We start from the raw sequence: 20215 nt of genomic DNA on the forward strand, positions 1-20215 counted from the left end.
CTGTCGCGTGGACCGCCCACGGAACACCCGGCGCGCTGCGCGCGTCACGATGGGTCGCACGGGTCGTGGGGGTCTGCTGCATGATCGGGTGGTATCGGAACTGGGCTGCCGTGTGGGGTGGGTGCCGTTGTGCCCGAGTCTCAGCCGGAGGAGTCCTGCGAGGACGTCGTGCGGGTCGCCGGGAACCGCGGCGCGGGCGTGGCACTCGAGGAGGTGGCCGCCTCGCCCCAGCATCTTGTGTGGATTCTCGGCCGCCTTGTCCAGGGCCGCTGTGCCGCACCGAGTCAGGGCAGGTCCGCTGATGACGGAGTCGAGGGACGTGCGCCGTGCCGCGACCACCGTCCTGGGCGCGGACGATCGCGTCTCTTGGAGTGGCGGCCGACGGGCTGGAAGCTGTCGCCCACCAGGTCGAACCGCCTCGACGAGCCTGCGGTCGGCCTTCCGCAGGGCGGCCGGGGAACCGTAGCGCTCCGGCAGCCAGGTGACGGCCTGGTGGTCAAGGCGGGGCCCAGGACGCGTTCCAGCGACGGATGGAACTGGGTGAGCAGGCCGCGGATGCGATGGGAGGCGCGGGTAGCCTCGGCCGCCAGGTCCCGGTCGAAGCCGACGAGGGCGGTGAACTCGGCGGTGTACTGGTCGGTCGGCTCCAGGCAGCGCAGGGTGTGGGGCATGGTGCGGGCGGCGTCCGCGACGACGGCGGCGTCCTTCGCGTCGGTCTTGGCCTCGCCGGGGTAGAGGTCGGCGATCCTGCGCATCGCAAGGCCCGGCAGGTAGGAGACGTGGCAGCGCGCGTCATGGGACGACCTGGGGGAGTTCCCCCAGACGGCTGGGAGCGAAAAGGCCCTTGGCTAGTGTGGTTTCACGCGTGATGACACACTGAGCTCCTTCAACTGCGGCTCACAAGGGTGAAGGTACCCGGGACGTCGACACGGCTGGGAACAGCGCGAGGCACATCGAGCAGTTTCAAGTCGCCGTTCGAAGCGCCACCCGATCGGTGGCCACCTGAAAGAGCTCACTGATCGGACACCGGATCCTCTGGTGCTCTGAACGGCTGTCCTGGTCGACTGCCAGTTCTACCGGAGCTCCGCTTCTCACGTTCCGAGTCACCGCAGATCAGCACGCACTTGCCGGCGCCTCCGAAGCCCTGGATTCACGGCCTTGCCCCAAAGGCGTTGGAAGGGGAGCACGAAGAGGCGAATATGCACGAAGGTTTGTTTTGTGCCTCTTGGCGTCGCCTGCGCTTCGCAGGCCGCCACCCCTCCCGCAACGGTGAAACGTTTCGCATTGACCGATATGCGGCTTCGCTTAACCGGATCGCGACATGACCAGTCTTGACGGCCACGCGGGCAGTTGCAATTGTTGGCGGCGGTGCTGCTGATCATGCGGCTGCCGTAAACCCGCTTATTCCATGCAAGGTTGTCCGCTATGTCCCGTGTACTGCTCACTCATGCTTCGCCTGCTCGGTGGGCACACCTCAGGCTCGTGCACCGGAACGGCTTCGCGCCAGTCATTTTTTGACCCCCCGAGGATCGGCACGTCCCCGGTCAGCGCGACTAAGTCTCCAGTCACTCATCGGACTTGCGGGCCGATACGCCTCATTTCACGAAAGACCGACTAACAGTGCTGCGTTACATCGCCCGCAAAATAGTCGGCTGGTTTTTGATGATCGCCGTCGCGACCAACCTCACGTACTTCCTCGCTAACGCATTCCTCAAACCTGCGTCGAACTACACCGCGTTGCGACCGCCTCGAACTCCAGCCCAGATCAACCATTCGTTGGCGCTCTACAATCTCAATCCAGACAAGCCGATCATGGATCGGTGGTGGCACTGGATAACTCAGATCGTGACTCACTTCGATTGGGGCCAGTCGCCGACCGGGGGCAGCGTCAACGACCAGGTCGCCTATCGGATTTTTGTCAGCGGTCAGTTGGTCCTGGGCTCGACGATCCTGTCCATCATCATCGGAGTCGGGCTGGGCGTCTACACCGCGTCGCGCCAGTACAAGGCCGCCGACCGGGTGCTGCAGGGGTTCTCCGTGCTTTCCTTCAACACGCCCTCCGCGGTGGCCTCTCTCGCGGTCGTGCTCGCGGCCATCGCGCTGAACCAGTCCCTGGGCAGCACGCTGCTGCCTGTCGCCGGAGCGCAGAGCCCGGAGGTCAGCGGGTTCTGGTCGGTCTTCGGGTCCAGAGCGATGCACGCGATCCTGCCCACGATCTCGCTCACGTTCATCTCCTACGCCGGATACCACCTGTTGCAGCGATCGCTGCTGCTGGATCACATCAACTCCGACTACATCCGTACCGCACGGGCCAAGGGGTTGACGCGGAGGCAGGCCATCTACCGGCACGGGCTGCGGACCTCGATCATTCCTGTCGCCACTCAGGTCGCGTTCGCGATGCCGGCGCTGTTCACCGGTGCGGTGATCACAGAAACGGTCTTCGCCTGGCACGGAATGGGTGAGTACTTCACCAAGACCATCAGCACGAACGACGTGCACGGCGTTGTCGCTGTCGCGGCCTTCGGTGCTCTCATGACGGCCATCGGCGCGATTCTCGCCGACCTCGTCGTCGTGGCCCTTGACCCCAGGATCAGGGTGAGCTGACATGGCCATCAACATGCCCGGTGTCGGACCCGACGCCGAACGGGCGCGCCCCGACGAGTCCGAAACGCAGGAACCGGGAAAGACCGGCCTCGGTGGCAAGCGCCTCTCCCCGTCCAAGCTTTACATGCGGCGCTTCGCGCGCAACAAGCCGGCGCTCGGCGGGCTGGTCCTCTTCGCCCTGCTCGTGTTCTTCTCGCTGCTCGGCCCGTACCTGACGCACTGGGACCACATGGAGGCGGACTTCACCGCACTCTCCGTCCCCCCCGGGGTCGGTGGCCACCTGCTGGGCACCAACGGAGCGGGCAACGACGTCTACGCGCAGCTCGTGCACGGCCTCGGCAGATCGCTGATCATCGCCGTGACGGTGTCTCTGCTGACCACCGCGATAGCCGGACTGTTCGGTACCACCGCCGCCTACTTCGGCGGCAAGGTCGAGCGGGCGATGCTCGGGTTTGTGCACTTCCTGCTCATCCTGCCCTCGTTCCTCATCATCGCCCTGGTCGGTACGCGCTACCGCGGCGAGTGGCAGGTTCTGGTCGTGGTCCTCACGCTGTTCGGCTGGATGCTCACCGCTCGGGTGATCTGGTCCCTGGCCACCTCCCTGCGGGAGCGCGAGTACGTGCTGGCGGCCCGCTTTATGGGCGTCAGCCCGATGCGCACCATCGTCCGCCACCTGGTACCGAACATCGGGTCCTTGCTCATCGTGACGTTCACCCTCGGTGTCGCCTCGACCGTGCAGGCCGAGACGGCGCTCTCCTTCATCGGTTTCGGCGTCAAGCAGCCCGATGTGTCGCTGGGTTCCATGCTCGCCGACGGGCAGAACACGCTGTCCACCGCTCCCTGGCTGTTCTACCTGCCCGCAAGCATGGTGGTGCTGCTCACCGTGGCGATGGCGCTGATCGGCGACGGCCTGCGCGACGCCCTCGACCCCACCTCGCAGTCTGGAGGCCGCGCATGATCGAGCAGCGCGCTGTCACGACCACGCCCGACACCCAGCAGCCTCTGCTGTCCGTGCGCGACCTGAAGGTGGCCTTCCCATCGGAAGCAGGCCGGGTGGAAGCCGTCCGCGGCGTCTCCTTCGACCTGCACCGCGGCAAAACCCTGGGCATCGTGGGGGAATCGGGGTCGGGCAAGTCCGTCACGTCCATGGCCGTCATGGGGCTTCTGCCCGACTACGCCGCGGTCACCGGCGACATCACGCTCGGGGGGAAGAACCTCCTCGATCTCGACGACCGACAGATGTCGAAGGTGCGCGGTCAGCACATCGGCATGATCTTCCAGGACCCGCTCTCGTCGCTCACTCCGATCTTCAGCATCGGAGCCCAGATCGTCGAGACCCTCCAGATCCACCAGGACATCTCGTCCGCGGCCGCCTGGAAACGGGCCGTCGAACTGCTGGACCTGGTCGGCATTCCCAACCCTGATCGTCGCGCCAAGGGGTTCCCGCACGAGTTCTCGGGCGGGATGCGGCAGCGGGCCGTCATCGCCATGGCGATCGCGAACGACCCTGACCTGATCATCGCCGACGAGCCGACGACCGCTCTCGACGTCACCGTGCAGGCGCAGATCCTCGATGTCCTCAAGACCGCCCAGCGCGAGACCGGGGCCGCGGTCATCATGATCACCCACGACCTCGGGGTGGTGGCCGGCTCGGCCGACGACGTCATGGTGATGTACGCCGGCCGGCCGGTCGAACGTGCCGGGGTGGACGAACTCTTCGCGCGACCGCGCATGCCGTACACCATCGGCCTGATGGGTGCGATTCCCCGCCTGGACGACCGCGAAAGGGGCGCCCTGACCCCGGTCCCGGGGACTCCGCCGCTCCTGGTGAACCTTCCCGACGCCTGCCCGTTCGCGGCCCGTTGCCCCGTCGCACAAGACGACTGTCGGGATGCCGAACCCCCCCTGCTGGCGATCGCCGAGGGCGACAGCGGCGACGAGCAGCACTTGGCTGCCTGCCGGCGCGCCGCGGAGATCCACGATGGCGCCATCGGCGGCGAGCCGATCTATCCCGTCCCGGCCCTCAGGGAGAACCGAGCCGCGGCCGTCCCCCGTGAGGACCGACCGAAGGTGCTGGAACTCTCGGGTGTCACCAAGACCTTCCCGCTCACCAAGGGCGGCCTGCTCAAGCGCAGGGTGGGCTCCGTCTTCGCCGTCAACGGCATCGACCTGGACATCCGCCAGGGAGAGACGCTCGGACTCGTCGGCGAGTCGGGGTGCGGCAAGACCACCACACTGCTGGAGATCATGGGCCTGAAGCCGCCCGAGCAGGGCAGCATCGCCGTCTGCGGCCGGCCCACGGCGGACCTGAAGCGGAAGCAGGACATCAGCACCGTCCGCCGCGACATGCAGATGGTGTTCCAGGACCCCATGGGGGCACTGGACCCCCGCATGACGGTCTTCGACATCCTCGCGGAACCCCTCCGCGCGATCGGTGACCGCGACAGCAAGGCGCTCTCCACTCAGGTGGGGGAGCTCATGGAACTCGTCGGACTCGACCCTGAGCACCGCGACCGCTTCCCCGCGGCCTTCTCCGGCGGGCAGCGGCAGCGCATCGGCATCGCCCGGGCGCTCGCCACGAAGCCGAAGTTGCTCGTTCTCGACGAGCCGGTCTCGGCTCTCGACGTCTCGGTGCAGGCCGGCGTCATCAACCTGCTCAACGACCTCAAGACCGAGCTGGGCCTGTCCTACCTCTTCGTCGCCCACGATTTGTCGGTGGTGAGCCACATCTCCGACCGCGTGGCGGTGATGTACCTGGGGCGGATCGTCGAGATCGGCGCCACCGACGCCGTCTTCGACAACCCCAGGCACCCCTACACCAAGGCACTCCTCTCCGCGATTCCCCTGCCCGATCCGGTCGCGGAACGCACTCGGGAACGAGTCCTGCTCAAGGGCGACCTTCCCAGTCCGACCGATGATCAGCCTGGTTGCCGGTTCGTCACCAGATGTCCGCTCCACTTGACGCTGTCGGAGCCGCAGAAGGCGCAGTGTCGCGGGGTCACTCCGCAGCTCACTGACAGGGGCGACCGGGATCACCGCGACGCATGCCATTTCGCGGACACGAGCACAACTGTTTCCAACTGAGCTGAAAGGCTGTCATGAGAAAAATGGTTCTGAGCGGGCTGGCGCTTGCCGCCACCGCTTCCCTCGTCCTCTCCGGGTGCACCAGCGGTGGCTCCGACAACTCCCCGAAGGAGAAGTCCAAGGGGGCCACCTCGGAGAGCGAGGTGCTGACCGCGTACAACCCCCAGCCTGCGAGCAACCTGCAGCAGGGCGGCAAGCTGACGCTGCCCATCGTGGAGATTCCCGATCAGCTCAACCCCCTGAACGGCAACGGATCGCTCTACACGTCGAAGATCGCCTGGTTCTACCAGCCGCAGCTGTCCTTCAACGACCCCAAGGGCAACATCACTTACAACCAGGACTACCTCGCCGATGTCAAGCAGGCGACGGTGGACGGCAACACTCAGGTCACGTACGACATCAACCCGCAGGCCAAGTGGAACGACGGCCAGGACATCGACTGGACGGCGTTCCGGGACACGTGGAACGCGCTCAACGGGAAGGACAAGGAGTACGTCGTCGGCTCCACCGACGGCTACTCCAGCATCACCTCGGTCAAGAAGGGCAAGGACGCCAAGCAGGCGATCGTCACCTTCGATGGCACCTTCGTGTACTGGAAGTCCCTGTTCACCACGCTCGTCAACCCGCACATCGCCAAGGCCGATGCCTTCAACAAGGCTTACGTGAGCAAGCCCCACCCGGAGTGGGGTGCCGGCCCTTACACCATCTCCAAGTTCGACGCCAAGGGTGGCACGGTCACCTACAAGCCCAACCCCAAGTGGTGGGGCGCCAAGCCGCATCTGGACGAGCTCACCTTCGTGCAGATGGAGGTCAGCGCCAGCCTCAACGCCTTCAAGAACGGCCAGATCGACGCGGTGCAGGCTGCCAACGCCGAGGAGCTCAACCAGGTGAAGTCGGTGGAGGGGACCGAGCTTCGCCGCGGCACGACCACCTCCAACAACCTCCTGGTCTTCAACAGCACCTCGCCGCAGTTGAAGGACCCGGCGGTGCGCAAGGCCCTGATGGAGGCAATCGACCGCTCCCAACTCGCGAAGATCACGTTCCAGGGACTCGGCTACACCGAGCCCCTGCCCGGGTCCTTCACTCTCTTCCCCTTCCAGAAGGGGTACCAGGACAACTTCGGTAAGCTCGTGAAGTTCGATGCCGCCGCGGCGAAGAAGGAACTGGACGCCGCGGGCTGGAAGGCCGGCGCGGACGGTGTGCGTGCCAAGGGCGGCGAGAAGCTGGAACTGAACTTCCCCACCATCGGTGACAGTGCCACCGTCAAGGCCCGTGCCACTGCCATCGCCCAGATGATGAAGAACATCGGCGTCAAGGTGAACATCGAGGCTCGCCCCTCCGCCGACTTCAACAAGGTGTTCACCAAGCGGGCCTTCGACCTCTTCGGGATGGGCTTCATCTCGAGCGACCCGAACGGAATGCTCTACATCTGCCAGATGTACTGCTCCGACTCCACTCTCAACGTCTCCCGCTCGGTGCCGAAGAGCATGGACGAGGAGGTCAAGGCCGTCACCAACCTGCCGACCCTGGACGAGCAGATCGGCGCAGGCAACAAGGTCGAGCTGGAAGCCATGGAGACCTACGGCATCATGCCGCTCCACAACGGCCCCACCGTCTGGGCCGTCAAGAAGGGTCTCGCCAACTACGGGGCGGCCCAGTTCTACGGCAACTACGGCGTCATGGGTGCGCCCGAGCTGATCGGCTGGCAGAAGAAGTAAGCCGCCTTTCCGGGCTCCGCCGCAGTGTCAGTGCGGCGGAGCCCCCGCGTGGCGGACGAAGGCGAAGTGTTCCGTGCGATCTGCCCCGACTGCCGCCCTTGGCCCACGCTGATCCACTCGCTCCGCGGCCGCACGGCACCCTGCATGCTCTCGCGGTTGACCGGGCAGCCCCGTTGCGGCCGTTGCGGCCGGCGAGAAGTGCACTGCACCAGGTGCGGACGCCATCGCGACATCCGCTCCGGCATGGTCAACGCCCCCGTCTGCGACCCTGCACGAAGCCGGACCCCGAAGTCCTGCGCCCCGGCCCGACCTGCGGTGAGGCCAAAAGTGGCCGAGTAGCCGAAGGGATTCTCACTCCTCGGCGGGGCGGCCGGTGAGATGGGCGTCGGCGGCCTGGCAGAACACGACGGTACTGACCTGCGATCTGGTCAAGGGCGTCGCCGAGCTCAAGGCGCAGGACGGCGGGCCGATCCTGTTTGCGGGCAGCGCACGGCTGGTGCACACCCTGCTCGATCACGACCTTGTCGACGAGCTACGGCTGATGGTCTTCCCCGTGACCATCGGCACCGGGGTCGCGGAGCGGCACTCAGCGCACCTTGGACTCCACGAAGGCGGCGAGCCCCCCGAGGGTGTCGAAGGTGTCACAGACGATCTGGTCGATCTCGATCTCGATCCCGAACCGCTTCTGCAATGCGACGATGAGCTTGACGACGGTGAGCGAGTCGAGCCCAGGAAGATTGCCGTACAGTCCCGTCTTCGGCCCGAGGCCATCGGCCTGGTCCTCGATGTCCAGCGTAACCACCACGACGTCCTTGACGTCCTCGAAAATCGCCTGTGGGATCTCTGGCGAGCGAGTCATATGGCTTCTCCTCATCTGTCGTGGCGACCCGGCGGCCTTCGATCCACACCGACACCCGTGCCGGATGGCCGAACGCGTGAGGCACACACCTGCGAGCAGGTCCAGCGGCATGCACCAGCACGCGACGACGCTGACGGTCCCGGCACCCGGGACGCCTACTCGGTTCGCGATGGCGCCCGGGTGAGTCCTGCGGTTCACCTGCCCGAAGTCCCCCACGCAGCGAGCGGGTGGTGGAGGCCGCCATCGACGAGACGCCTGCGGTCATGCCGGCTCCTGAGGGCGAGAGGCGGTGAGCTCGCGGCGAAGGACTGCCCGGTCGAACTTGCCGTTCGGCGATCGGGGCAGGACACCGAGGACCACCACCTCGGCGGGCACCATGTAGCTGGGCAGTTCATGCCGCAGGCGTGCGGTCACCGCCGCCGGGTCGAAGCCGGCGGGATCGCAGGGTGCCACGACGAGGACGATCCGGTGGCCGAGTGCCTCGTCCTCGAGGCCGAGCGCGACGGCATCGTGGACCAGGCCGGTCTCGTACGCCACCTCCTCGATCTCCTGCGGGCTGACCCGGTAACCCGATGTCTTGATCATGTCGTCACGCCGCCCGACGAAGTACAGGAAGCCCTCCTCGTCGCGGACGACGACATCGCCGGACCAGACCGCCAGCTCGGGCGTACACAGCTCGACCGGACGGTTCGGCGGCGGCCGGAACCGCTCGGCTGTGCGCTCCGCGTCATTCCAGTAGCCCAGGGCGACAAGCGGACCTCGGTGCACCAGCTCACCCGGCTCTCCTGGACCGCACAGGCCGCCGTCCTCCCGGACCACGAGGATCTCGGCGTTCGGGATGGCCTTGCCGATCGAATCGGGGCGCCGGTCGACCTCCCGGGGATCGAGGTAGGTGGAGCGGAACGCCTCTGTGAGGCCGTACATCAGGTAGGGCGTTGCGTTCGGGAAGATCGTTCGCAGTCGTTGCAGGGTGACGCGGGGGAGCCGCCCGCCGGTGTTCGCGAAGTAGCGCACGCCGGCCACGGCCTCGGACGGCCACGTCTGGGCTGCGAGCTGGATCCACAGCGGCGGTACGCCCACCAGCCCGGTGATCCGGTGCTGCGCGCACGGCCGGACGACATCTCCCGGCAGCAGGTAGTTGGCGAGCACCACATGGGCACCGACATAGAAGCCGGTCGTCAATTGGCTCAGTCCGGCGTCGAAGCTCAGCGGGAGAACGGCCAGGATTCGGTCCTCTGCCGTGTTGTTCAGGTACGTACTGACGCTCTCCGCGCCGACGACGAGGTTGCGGTGCGACAGCACGACGCCCTTCGGAGCCCCGGTGCTCCCTGACGTGTAGAGGATCGCGGCCACATCCGTGTCGACGCCACCCGTCGCAGGACACGCGGGCTGGCTCGCGGGCTCGGCGACCTTCGACCAGGGGAGCACGCGGTAAGGGGCTTCCGCGTCATCGGCGAGCGAGTCGCCCAGCACGAGGACGTGGGAGAGCGACGTGCAGGCGGCGAGCTCGGCGCGCAGGGTGTGCAGCCGGTCCGTGGAGGTCACCAGTACGCGTACGGCGCAGTCGTTGAGGATGTGCCTCACTTGCCCGGCCCGCAGCACGGGATTCACCGGCACGAACACACCGCCGGCCCGCGAGCAGGCGAGCAGCGCCACGACGGTCTCGATCCTCTTGTCGAGGAAGACCGCGACGCGCTCGCCGTCATCGAGGCCGAGGTCGCGTAGGCCGGCGGCCGCGAGTTCCGTCCGTTCGTGGAGATCGGTGTAGGAGATCGTGGTCGTCCGTGCGGTCAGGGCGGGCGCGCCGGGGTCGCGTTGGGCGGACCTCGCGACGAGGTCCGGCAATCGGTTGATCATTTCGGCGGATTTCTTTCTCTCGCTTGTGCCTGGCAGCCGGGGGATCCCAGCCCCGTGCCCTGCGCCGGCTGGTCTCCGGGGGCGGGGCCGGGGTCGCCGGGGCGCTGGACGCGGGGATCGTTCGACGGCTCGCGCGGTGGATCTGGGCACCGGAGGTGACCGTGAACGGGCGCACGAGGGGCGTGGTCATCCGGCGTTCACCTTGACGGGCGGCGCGCAGTCGGCCAGGCGCACCGGGTCGGCCATCCCGACCAGGACTTCACGCGGTCCGGTGAAGGGCTCCCTGCTGTGTGCGCTGCGGATGTTGTCGACGAGCATCAGGTCGCCCGCCTGCCAGGGCTCCCGCACGGTCTTGGCCTGGTACATCTCGTTGATCAGCTGCACGACGTCCTCGCCTATCGGGTCGCCGCCCCCGAAGCGGGTGGTGAACGGCAGTCCCTCGGCGCCGTAGGAGTCGACGAGGAACTCGCGCACCTCGGGGTCGAGTGTCCACTCGTTGAGGAAGGCGATCTGGTTGAACCAGCAGCGCTGACCGGTTTCCGGGTGCCGCACCACTGCGTTGCGGCGCTGCCAGGTGCGCAACCCTCCGTCGGATCGCCACTCGAACTCGATGGCATTGGCGTGGCAGTAGCTCTCGATCGCGCCTCGGTCCTCGGTGCCGAACGACTCGGCGACCGATGTACCGATCTCCTCGTTGTAGTTGCGGACGAGCATCCAGCCCTCCCGCTCGAGCCGTTCGACGAGGTCACGGGGCAGTGCGTCGAGCGCGGCCGTCGAGTCCGCCACACCGGTCACTCCGCCCGTGATGGGCGCGGACAGGCACGCGAAGAGCATCAGGCCGGGAAACTCGAGCCGGTAGCTCAGTTCGTGGTGCATGCACATCGGCTGGCTCGGCGGCCACTTGGAGGAGGAGTACACGCCCTCGGCGTAGGTCTGCCGGGAGGCGAAGGCCTCTCTCTCGGTCATCGGACCTGTGCGGGCCAGTTGGTGGAAGACGGCGACGGTCTCGGGCGCGTCGCGCAGCCCGAGGCCACGGACCAGGGCCGACCCGTGCTCGGCGACCATCGCGCGCAGCGCCACGTGGTGCTCGGCCGCCCAGCGCACCGCGTCGTCGGCAGGCTCGGTGCGCAGGATCGGCGGTTTGCCGGGTTGCAGGTCCACCTCGGGCAGCGCTGTCTGGGAAGAGATCGACATCTCGTTTCTCCTTGATTCCTCGATGTCCGCTCAGGAAGGAGCCACCGATTCGGTGACGCGCGGCACGTCGGGGGCTCTTCCGCCGGTGAAGGATCGCCGGGACCGTGTACCTGGGCGGTGACTCGTCCGGTCGATGGCGCGGGATCGGTCGCCTGGTGTCAGTCGCCGCGGATGGGCACGGCGACGCCGTCGGCTCGGCTGATCGTGTGCACCTGAAGGTCGGCCGACTGCCCGCGCATCTGCCTGGCCGGGTTCCCGCCCCACAGCGCGTGCGGTGGCATTTCCTCGCCCTTCATGAGGAAGGAGCTGGTGGCAAGCATCCCGCCGTCGCCCATGGTCACGCCGTAGTGGACGAACGCGCCGACGCCGAGCGTGCAGCCGGCGCCGATCACGATACGGTCCGACTTGAATCCTCCGTCCTCTTGCGAATGGCACTGCAAGATGGTGTCCGCGTTGAGGGTGCAGTCGTCCCCGATGGTGGTGAACGTCCGCTCGGGCACGCTGAGGCCGTCGTCGAAGACCCGGCGGCCGATCCGCATGCCCAGCAGCCGCCAGATCACGTTCTTGAGCGGGGTGCCGTTGAAGACGAGGACATACGCGAGGGAACTCATTTTCCAGAAGCGTTCGTGCCGCCAGAAGGCGCGGTCGTAGATCGAGCAGCCCTGCGGCCGCAAGGCTTGCAGCGGGCGGACCAACCGGTCGACCAGGACGTTGTAGGCGACGGTGAAGACGAAGACCCCGGCGGTGGCCAGTGCGAAGGCGAGCGCACCCAGGGAGGCCCAGAGGTCGACGGCAGCCAGGTACAGCGCGGTGACGATGAAGATGAGGATCCAGCGCACCAGCAGGAACAGTGCCATGCTGATGGTGTTGTAGACGTTCTTGGCCCGGAGGCGGCGGCGCAGCTCGTCCTGGCTCGCCACCTTGAGCTGCTTGTCACGCTTGACCGACCGGGGGATCTCGAAGCTGGGCGCGCCCAGCAGGCCCACGCCTTCCCGTACCTGTCCGTCGACGGGAACCATCACCTTCGTTGCGAGGAGGCAGTTGTCGCCCGTCTTGCCCTGCGCGGAATAGGCGATCACGTTTCCCAGGAAGTTCTCCGCCCCGATCGACACCCGGGACAGCCGGAATGACGTGTTCGAGAAGTCGGCATTGATGATGGACAGCCCGTCCGCGGCCATCGTTCCGCTGCCGACCGCGCTGAGGAACGGGGTGTCGTGCTTGACCATTTCGCCGAAGTTCGAACCGGTCTGCCGCACGCCGCGAAGCTCGTAGCCGAGCCAGCGCAGGTAGTGGACGATGTAGGAGGTGCCACCGAAGAGAGTCATGTGGAACTTGCTGTTGCTCGTGCGGGCGATGGCGCGGTGAATCCAGTAGTGGAATCCGTACAACGGGTAGACCTTGTCCGGCTTGATGAAGAGGTTCAGCACGCGCGGAACGGTTCCCACGAACACCAGGCTGACGAGCAGGGCGCCGAAGAAGAGCACGGCCGATAGGACCAGCGCGTTGTCGCGGTAGAACGCGCCGCTCGTGAAGGAGAGCGGTCCCGCGCCCAACAGCGTGACGAGCTGCGGGACCTTGGTGATCGCGAGGAGCACGATCACGAACGTCAGCGGCGTACCCACCAGGAGAAGGTTCACCAGCTGCACGGTCGCGAAGACGGCCCGTCGCCGGGTGCTGACGTCCATCGCGGGGATCCGCCGGCAGTCAACGTCGGTCGGCTGTGCGGGGGAGCCGTGCCAGCGCTCCCCGTCGGGCACGCGCTGTCCGGCGTGCAGCGATGAGGAGTGCCCCAGCTGGGCCCCGTCACCCAGCGAGGTCCAGATGTCGAGCACCGTCATCTCGCCGACGAGCACGTCCTTGCCGAGGCTGACCGCGCCCGTCTGGATGACGCCGTTGTGGGCCCGGTAGCCGGTGAAGGACGCGTCCTTGCGGATGACCGTGCCGTCGCCGATGCTGAGGAGGTCGGTGCAGACGGGCAGGGACCTGGAGAAGATGACGGCGCCGCGCCCGACCTTCGCGCCCAGTGCCCTCAGATAGAGCACGTAGAGCGGCGAACCGACGAACAGGGCCATGGGGTTGCGCTGGACCAGGGTCTTGACGAGCCAGAAGCGGAAGTACGCCATACTCCAGACGCGGATCTGCTGCGGCTTCCACCGGCCGATGAGCACCCACTTGAGCAGGATCGGAAGGGCGCAGAGGCCGAGGAACATCGCGCCCCCGTATGAGACCGCCCGCAGGTAGACGTCGACCGGGTTCGGGCCGGCCGAGACCCATGCGTAGCCCTTCACCGCGACGACGGCGGTGAGGGCGGGGTAGCCGAGGAGGAAGAGGAGTTGCAACGTCCCGCAGAGGACGTACTCGGCATTGCGCGCCCGCCTCGGCGGCTCAATGAGAGTCGCCGGAGTTGCCGGAGTTGCCGGCTGCGAGGCGGGCCCGGTTTTGGTGTCGGCTTTGGTGTTGGTGAGGGCTGCTGTGAGCGTTCGGATGGTGGGGTGCTTGTAGACGTCCGGCATGGATACCGATGGCAGGTCGGTCTGTTTGCGTACTCGGGCGCAGAAGCGGGCCATCAGCATGGAGTCGGCACCGAGGTCGTCGAAGAAGTGGCTGTCGACTGATACGTGTTCGGTGTGCGTGATGTCGGCCAGGACTTCGGCGAAGCGCTGTTCGCGTTTGGCGAGTGCGGCCGGATTGCCGGCCGGATCGGCGGTCAAGCCGTCGTTGGTGAGGGCTGCTGTGAGCGTTCGGATGGTGGGGTGCTTGTAGACGTCCGGCATGGATACCGATGGCAGGTCGGTCTGTTTGCGTACTCGGGCGCAGAAGCGCGCCATCAGCATGGAGTCGGCACCGAGGTCGTCGAAGAAGTGGCTGTCGACTGATACGTGTTCGGTGTGCGTGATGTCGGCCAGGACTTCGGCGAAGCGCTGTTCGCGTTTGGCGAGTGTGGCTGGACTGCCGGCCGGATCGGTGGTCAAGACGTCGTGAGAGTTCCCCATCAGCTGGGTCCCTTGAGAAAACACAGTGGTCGACGCAGGCGCGCTGACTATGACTACACGTACACGAACGAGATGCGCGCACTTGCCTGGACTGCTATGAGAGCTGGGGCCGGAACGCAGCAGCGTGATTCGCCCGCCTTGACCGTGGCTCGTTTGGGTTGGCCCTGCTCAACGGTCTGATCCGGCCGACTGGATCGACAATACTGCTTACGCGCAACGCCTCCCTCGACCGCAGCTGCAAGGGGCTGGTCGAGGTGCGGAAAGATCAACCTGGACGTGCGGCCAGTCCCGCCTCGATTCCCTGCCCCGTCCCCTTGGCGCATCCGGGTCTCCTGAGCGGTGGCCGCCGGAACAGAAAACCACGGGCCTTTTCTCAGGGTACGACTGAGTGAGCTGCCTCGCGTTTCGTGGAGCCGGCCGATCATGCGATCAGGCGGGAGGGGGGCATCAAGCGGCGTCCAGTACCCGTGTTGGTACGCGTCGGGTGGCGGGTGGCCGAGGGCGGAGCGGAGACGTTGATCGTTCTACCACGCGAACCACCGGCAGACGGCCCGCTCGACCTCCTCGACGTTCCGACACGGCACCTGATGCCCGATCAGTTCGACCTCGGCGGTGCCGTTCAGGGCTTCGGCCAATGGCAGTCGGTGATGGCAACTGCCGCCGGGGCCGGTGAAGCTGCCGGTGAGGGTGGCGACTGCGGTCCGGACCGGGCCGGCGTCTCCTTCTTGACGCCTGCGCCCCGCGGAGCCGTTGCACCGGGCGCCGTACCCTAGTCGCATGCTGGCGATCGCGCATCCGGACGAGGTCGGCCTCGCCGGGATCGTCACTGATGGCCTGCGCTTTGAGCGCGCTGCCGGCCGGGGTGTTCGTGGTGCCGTTCCGCACCAGCGCCTACACTCCCGCGGTGTACTGGCGGGCCGTGGCGCTGATCAGCGTTGTCGGCACCCTGATCAGCGACAGCCTCACCGACAACCTGAGCGTGCCGCTGGAGACCAGCGCAACGGTGTCCGCCCCTGAACCGGAGGCTGCCCGCTGGGCTGCGGCCGTCGATCACCCCGTCGTAGAGCGGGCTCGAGCCGAAGGCCTGCGTCGCCCCCACCGACCCACCTGGGCGGAACCGCCCCGTCGGACCAGTACGGCCAGCCGATGGCGAAGGCATCAACCGTCCTTGCCGGCGTGTGAAGTGTGCGACGAACCGGAATCTGTCGTCGACCGGCCTGGCGCAGCGGTGGTGCGGCTAGGGTTCCGGCATGAACCCAGGACTCCCCGACTATTCCAGTCTCACACCCGCTGCGCTCGACGAGGCGTGCCAGGGCGCCATCGACGCCTGCCAGGCCGGCCTGGCCGCCATCGTCTCCGTACCTGCCGACCAGCGCACCTACGCGAACACGCTGTTGGCGCTGGAGGAGGCACAGCAGCCGGTGGCGCTCGCGAGCGGCGCCTGGGCGTTGATGGCCGACGTGGCCGTGGACGAGGATCTCCGCGAGAGCGCGCGAGAGTGGAAGGAGCGCCTGGGTAGGTACACCGTCGGCCTCGGATTCGACGAGGAGCTGTACCGGGCGGTCCGTGAGTTCGCCGACACCCCCGAGGCCGCGACACTGAGCGGCGAGGAGGCCCGGCTGCTGGAGCACACTCTGCGCGACTACCGGCGCAACGGGTTCGAGCTCGCGGCCGGGGACCGCCGACGGTTGCGGCTGCTCTTCGAGGAACTGGTCGAGCTCGAGTCCCGCTTCATGCAGGCGATCGCCGACTGGCAGGACGGGATCGAGGTGGGGCGCGAGGAGCTGGACGGTCTGCCCGACTCCTTCATCGAGGGCCTGCAACGGGACGGGGACCGTTACCGGGTCTCGCTGGACTACCCGGAGTACAACCCGTTCATGGCCAACGCACGCTCCTCCCAGCTGCGGCGCGAGCTGATGGAGCGCAACCAGCGTACGGGCGGACAGGAGAACGTGGCCCGGCTTGAACGGGCGATCGAGGTGCGGACCGAGATCGCCCACACGTTGGGTTACGACTCCTGGGCCGACTATGTCATCGAGCCGCGCATGGCCGGGAACCACCAGACGGCGCAGGCCTTCCTCGACGACCTGCGCGCCAAAGTCGCCGTCAAGGCGGTGCAGGACCTGGTCCTGCTCGCCGACGCCAACGAGGCCGCGCTGGGTACACGCGAGATCGAGCTGTGGGACCACAGCTTCGCCGCGAACCAGCTCAAGCGCACCTCGTTCGCTGTGGACGACCTGGAGGTCGCGGCGTACTTCCCGCTCCAGGCCTGCCTCGACGGGCTTTTCGAGCTGATGCAGGAAGTGCTGGCAGTACGATTCGCCGAGGTGGCCGACGCGCCGGTGTGGCATCCAGACGTGCAGGTCTACGACATCACCGAGGCCGACGGGGACGAGCCATTCGCCCGTTTCTACATGGACCTGTGGCCCCGGCAGGGCAAGTACAAGCATGCGGCGGCCTACGTGCTGCGGACGGGCCGGGCCCTGGCCGACGGGTCCTATCAGCAGCCGCTCGCGGCGATCGTCGCCAACTTCACCAAGCCCGCCGCCGGCCAACCCTCACTGCTGCGCCACGTGGAGGTCTGCAACCTCTTCCACGAGTTCGGCCACGTGCTGCACGACACACTGACTCGCACCCAGCGGGCGCGCTTCGCGGGTACCGCCACCGAGCTGGACTTCGTGGAGGCTCCCTCGCAGATGCTCGAACACTGGTGCTGGGACCCCGCGGTGCTGCGGCGCTTCGCCCGCCACCACGCCACCGGCGCCCCGCTGCCGGAGGAGCTGCTGGCGGGAATGGTCGCGGCCAGGAACACCGGTTCCGGTCTGGCCACGCTCATGCAGGTATTCTTCGCCTCCCTGGACCTGGCCTACCACTCCCCGGATTTCGACGGCGACACCACGACCACCCTCAGGAAGATCTGCGACCTGCACGGGTTGACCCACCTGGAGGGAACCCACCGCCAGTCCTCGTTTGAGCACCTGTTCGGCTATGAGGCCGGCTACTACGGCTACCTGTGGTCACGCGCACTGGCCGACGACATGTACACCCGGTTCCAGGCCGCCGGGCCGCTGGACCCTGAGCTGGGCCTGACCTACCGCCGTACCGTCCTCGAACGCGGCGGCAGCGTCGACGGAGCCCGACTCGTCAGCGACTTCCTGGGTCGCAGCCCCGACCACCGCGCCTTCCTGCGCAACCTCGGCCTCGTCGCGGATCCGGACCCCCTTCTCAAGGCATGACGGGCAGGGGCACGGGGCGACGAGCGCCATAGGCCTCCCCCGGCGTACCGATGCGCACACAGGGGGCTCATCGGTGGGGTGGCGGCCGCCGGGAAGGCGTACGTCGAGATTGTCCGGGGCCGGGAAACTGCCGTGCCGCGCCCGGCGGTTCGCCTCGCTGCGCGAGCCGCCAGGCGCCTGCGGCATGTCCTGATAAGGGGGACTGTACAAAGAACAAGTTGACACACCCGGTCCCGGTGGCGTCCCGAGGCTTTCAGCCCAGGGCGGGATAGTCACCGGCAGCGAGGTCGTCGATCAGGCGTGGGTGGGTGGGCTCCCAGCCGAACCGTTCCCGGGTCAGCGTGCTCGACGATGCCATGTCAAGGGCGAAGAGGCGGCCGATGAAGCCGAAGCGCTCAGGCGGCGCCGACTGGACCGGCACCGCGAGAACGCCGCCGATGGCCTCGGCCAGCGACCTCATGGTGTCACCCTCGTCGGCCACGGCGTGCAGGACCGTGCCCGGCGCAGCGTCCTCGAGTGCGATGCGGAACAGCGGTGCGGCGTCGAGCAGGTTGACCGCCGGCCATCGCTGCGTGCCGTCGCCGACGTACGCGGACACGCCCGTCTTCTGCGCGGTGGCGATGAGCACCGAGCAGAATCCGTACGTCGTCTTGCGCTGGTGCACGGAGCGCGGCAGCCGTACGACAGAGGACCGGACGCCCTGGGCGGCCAGGGTCAGCACCTCGTGGGAGGTGCGGCCGCGGCCGCCGACCGGACCGTGGGTGGTGTCGGGGTCCTCCTCGGTTGAGGTGTGGCCTGGCTGCATCGGCGTGAGGCCGGCATGCACGAACGGCTTTCCACTGCCTGCGAGTGCGGCGCCGAGGGTCTTCACGGCGCGTGCTTCCTCGTCGATGCCCTGCTGGATGTTGCTCCAGTCGTTGCCGAAGGCCAGGTTGAGGACCCCGTCGGCCTGCGCGGCGCCGGCGCGCAGGCTGTCAAGGTCGGTGAGGTCGCCGCGGAGCGGCGTCCCGCCGGCGGCGGCGACGGCTGTAGCCGCGGCATCGGAGCGGACGAGGCCGATGACGTCGTGACCTGCGGCGATGAGTTCGGGAACGACAACTGAGCCGATGCTGCCGCTGGCTCCGGTGACAAAAACGCGCATGGGAAGCTCCAGATGACTGCCGCGACGCTGCATCGCACGATGGCATGCCGAGGGATCAGGCGTGGCGGCTGTAGGTGTGCGGATCCACGGGTCGCTTGGACTTGGGGAGCCCGCCGACCACCAGACGGTAGGAGTCGGTCACGAGTTCCTTCACCACCTTGTCGTCGATGGTGTCTCCGCCTTCCACTGTGATCCAGTGTCTTTTGTTCATGTGGTAGCCGGGGGTGATGGCCGCGTGCTGCTCACGCAGGGCCGCAGCGTCGTCCGGATCGGCTTTCAGGATCAGAACGGGACGTCCAGGCATATCGGTCATGAGCATGAAGACCTTGCCGCCCACCTTGTGGAGCTCCCAGTCAGGGTCGACACGTTGCTCCTGTTCGGTGCCGGGCAGTTCCGCGGCGTGGTCGCGCGCGAACTTCTGCAGTTCCTGTCCGTCCAAGGTGATTGACTCCTCCGTCGGTTCGAGATCCTGGCGTGTGTCGGTTCGGGTCCTTGCGCCGGTCGGTGGCCGATGGCCATGGCGTGGATCAGGACCATGACCCGCCGCTCGGACGGCGCCGTCCACTGCCTACGGGAGGACGCGGATGACGGTCTTCCCGAGGCGTCGCGTGGTCGGGTTGAGGGCGCCGACGGCATCGTCGAGGCTCGCGACGTCACCGATGTTGGTCCGCAGCCGTCCGTCCCGCACCCGCTGCACGATCTCACCGAGTCCGGCGCGATCGGCTTCGACGACGAAGTCCACGGTCAGGCCGTCGGTGGGCCGTGCTTCGACCGGGCCGACGATGGACACGAGTGTTCCTCCGGCCTTGATCAGGGCGGCGGACTGCTTTTGAACGTCGCCACCGATGACATCGAATACCAGGTCGACGCCGCCGACGTCTTTCAGTGTGTCGTTCTCGAGGTCGACGAACTCGTGGGCGCCGAAGTCGAGCGCCTTCTCGCGGTCGGCGGCGCGTCCGGTGCCGATGACGTAAGCGCCGGCTTCACGTGCGAGCTGGGTCACCATCGTCCCGACTGCCCCGGCTGCGCCGTGGGCGAGGAGAGTCTGGCCGGCCTGGAGGCGGCCGTGCTGGAACAGGCCCTGCCACGCGGTCAGACCTGAGATGGGCAGGGACGCGCCTACCGTGAAGTCGACGTCGCCCGGCAGCGGTGCGAGGTTGCGTGCTTCGATCGCCACGTACTCCGCGAGGGTGCCGTCGCGGTGCCAGTCGGCGAGGCCGAACACGCGCTGCCCGACCGAGAGCCCCGTCGTGCCGTAGCCGAGAGCGGTGACCACTCCGGCCAGCTCGTGGCCGGGGATCGACGGTGTCTTGTCACGGCCCGCGCGATCGGCCCAGGTGGACGGCCACTCCATCTCTGTGGGGACGAAGCCCGATGCGTGGATCCGAACGATGACGTCGTTGATCGCTGCGAGCGGCTCAGGCCGCTCCGTCAGCGTCATTCCGGCCGTTCCCGCGGCCTGGTCGCTTACCACAATGGCTTTCATTGAAAGGGCTCTTCCTGGTAGGTGTGGCGGGTTTTGGTTTCTG

13 protein-coding genes and 2 pseudogenes are annotated in these 20215 nt (G+C 67.3%); 6 read left to right on the forward strand and 9 right to left on the reverse strand.

Features of this window, described 5'->3' with window-relative positions; translation table 11 throughout:
• Positions 1–411 precede the first annotated feature (411 nt).
• Both AB0F62_RS12840 and AB0F62_RS12845 read right to left on the reverse strand, forming a co-directional pair.
• A pseudogene (locus AB0F62_RS12840) lies at positions 412–782 on the reverse strand (transposase); the annotation flags it as partial.
• Positions 783–1103: 321 nt separating this feature from the next.
• On the reverse strand, positions 1104–1382 hold the full coding sequence (locus tag AB0F62_RS12845) for a hypothetical protein (RefSeq protein WP_361796316.1): 279 nt from the start codon (positions 1380–1382) through the stop codon (positions 1104–1106).
• Positions 1383–1620: 238 nt separating this feature from the next.
• Here AB0F62_RS12845 and AB0F62_RS12850 point away from each other — a divergent pair, with 238 nt between their 5' ends.
• The 5 genes and pseudogenes from AB0F62_RS12850 to AB0F62_RS12870 form a co-directional block, all read left to right on the forward strand.
• Positions 1621–2604, forward strand: a complete 984-nt coding sequence (locus AB0F62_RS12850; RefSeq protein WP_361796319.1) for an ABC transporter permease — start codon at positions 1621–1623, stop codon at positions 2602–2604.
• A 1-nt stretch (position 2605) separates the two neighbouring features.
• Positions 2606–3562 carry an ABC transporter permease gene (locus AB0F62_RS12855; RefSeq protein WP_361796322.1) on the forward strand — a complete coding sequence of 319 codons (957 nt, stop codon included), beginning with the start codon at positions 2606–2608 and terminating at the stop codon, positions 3560–3562.
• On the forward strand, positions 3559–5688 hold the full coding sequence (locus AB0F62_RS12860; protein WP_361796325.1) for an ABC transporter ATP-binding protein: 2130 nt from the start codon (positions 3559–3561) through the stop codon (positions 5686–5688). The genes AB0F62_RS12855 and AB0F62_RS12860 overlap by 4 nt, the downstream gene beginning before the upstream one ends.
• Positions 5689–5702: 14 nt before the next feature.
• On the forward strand, positions 5703–7406 hold the full coding sequence (locus AB0F62_RS12865; RefSeq protein WP_361796328.1) for an ABC transporter family substrate-binding protein: 1704 nt from the start codon (positions 5703–5705) through the stop codon (positions 7404–7406).
• Positions 7407–7779: 373 nt separating this feature from the next.
• Positions 7780–7968 (forward strand): annotated as a pseudogene (locus tag AB0F62_RS12870) (dihydrofolate reductase family protein); the annotation flags it as partial.
• Positions 7969–7992: 24 nt separating this feature from the next.
• Here the strand turns inward: AB0F62_RS12870 and AB0F62_RS12875 are convergent.
• The 4 genes from AB0F62_RS12875 to AB0F62_RS12890 all read right to left on the reverse strand — a co-directional run bounded on the left by AB0F62_RS12875 (position 7993) and on the right by AB0F62_RS12890 (position 14309).
• Positions 7993–8265: an acyl carrier protein gene (locus AB0F62_RS12875; RefSeq protein ID WP_361796331.1), complete on the reverse strand. Its 273-nt coding sequence runs from the start codon at positions 8263–8265 to the stop codon at positions 7993–7995.
• 261 nt (positions 8266–8526) lie between these two features.
• Positions 8527–10122: an acyl-CoA ligase (AMP-forming), exosortase A system-associated gene (locus AB0F62_RS12880; RefSeq protein WP_361796334.1), complete on the reverse strand. Its 1596-nt coding sequence runs from the start codon at positions 10120–10122 to the stop codon at positions 8527–8529.
• Between the two features lie 186 nt (positions 10123–10308).
• Positions 10309–11316 carry a TauD/TfdA family dioxygenase gene (locus tag AB0F62_RS12885; RefSeq protein WP_361796337.1) on the reverse strand — a complete coding sequence of 336 codons (1008 nt, stop codon included), beginning with the start codon at positions 11314–11316 and terminating at the stop codon, positions 10309–10311.
• 158 nt (positions 11317–11474) lie between these two features.
• Positions 11475–14309 (reverse strand): Pls/PosA family non-ribosomal peptide synthetase, encoded by a 2835-nt coding sequence (locus AB0F62_RS12890; protein WP_361796340.1) that lies wholly within the window; start codon positions 14307–14309, stop codon positions 11475–11477.
• Positions 14310–15559: 1250 nt separating this feature from the next.
• On the opposite strand from AB0F62_RS12890, the gene AB0F62_RS12895 reads away from it, so the two are divergent.
• Positions 15560–17545, forward strand: a complete 1986-nt coding sequence (locus tag AB0F62_RS12895) for a M3 family metallopeptidase (protein WP_361796343.1) — start codon at positions 15560–15562, stop codon at positions 17543–17545.
• Between the two features lie 253 nt (positions 17546–17798).
• On the opposite strand, the gene AB0F62_RS12900 is transcribed toward AB0F62_RS12895, so the two are convergent.
• From AB0F62_RS12900 to AB0F62_RS12910, 3 genes are all read right to left on the reverse strand, one after another.
• Positions 17799–18686, reverse strand: a complete 888-nt coding sequence (locus AB0F62_RS12900; RefSeq protein WP_361796346.1) for an SDR family oxidoreductase — start codon at positions 18684–18686, stop codon at positions 17799–17801.
• 55 nt (positions 18687–18741) lie between these two features.
• A complete protein-coding gene (locus AB0F62_RS12905) occupies positions 18742–19125 on the reverse strand; it encodes an MmcQ/YjbR family DNA-binding protein (RefSeq protein WP_361796349.1) in 384 nt (127 codons plus the stop codon).
• A gap of 129 nt (positions 19126–19254) precedes the next feature.
• A complete protein-coding gene (locus tag AB0F62_RS12910; protein ID WP_361796352.1) occupies positions 19255–20172 on the reverse strand; it encodes an NADP-dependent oxidoreductase in 918 nt (305 codons plus the stop codon).
• Between the last annotated feature and the right edge of the window lie 43 nt (positions 20173–20215).

The organism is Streptomyces sp. NPDC026673 (genome assembly GCF_040638135.1).
Taxonomy (GTDB): Bacteria; Actinomycetota; Actinomycetes; order Streptomycetales; family Streptomycetaceae; genus Actinacidiphila.

Coding starts and splice junctions, on each gene's coding strand:
- AB0F62_RS12845 (WP_361796316.1), bottom strand. CDS start 1,382: ATGATCAGCAGCACCGCCGCCAACAATTGCAACTGCCCGCGTGGCCGT.
- AB0F62_RS12855 (WP_361796322.1), top strand. CDS start 2,606: ATGGCCATCAACATGCCCGGTGTCGGACCCGACGCCGAACGGGCGCGC.
- AB0F62_RS12860 (WP_361796325.1), top strand. CDS start 3,559: ATGATCGAGCAGCGCGCTGTCACGACCACGCCCGACACCCAGCAGCCT.
- AB0F62_RS12865 (WP_361796328.1), top strand. CDS start 5,703: ATGAGAAAAATGGTTCTGAGCGGGCTGGCGCTTGCCGCCACCGCTTCC.
- AB0F62_RS12875 (WP_361796331.1), bottom strand. CDS start 8,265: ATGACTCGCTCGCCAGAGATCCCACAGGCGATTTTCGAGGACGTCAAG.
- AB0F62_RS12880 (WP_361796334.1), bottom strand. CDS start 10,122: ATGATCAACCGATTGCCGGACCTCGTCGCGAGGTCCGCCCAACGCGAC.
- AB0F62_RS12885 (WP_361796337.1), bottom strand. CDS start 11,316: ATGTCGATCTCTTCCCAGACAGCGCTGCCCGAGGTGGACCTGCAACCC.
- AB0F62_RS12890 (WP_361796340.1), bottom strand. CDS start 14,309: ATGGGGAACTCTCACGACGTCTTGACCACCGATCCGGCCGGCAGTCCA.
- AB0F62_RS12895 (WP_361796343.1), top strand. CDS start 15,560: ATGAACCCAGGACTCCCCGACTATTCCAGTCTCACACCCGCTGCGCTC.
- AB0F62_RS12900 (WP_361796346.1), bottom strand. CDS start 18,686: ATGCGCGTTTTTGTCACCGGAGCCAGCGGCAGCATCGGCTCAGTTGTC.
- AB0F62_RS12910 (WP_361796352.1), bottom strand. CDS start 20,172: ATGAAAGCCATTGTGGTAAGCGACCAGGCCGCGGGAACGGCCGGAATG.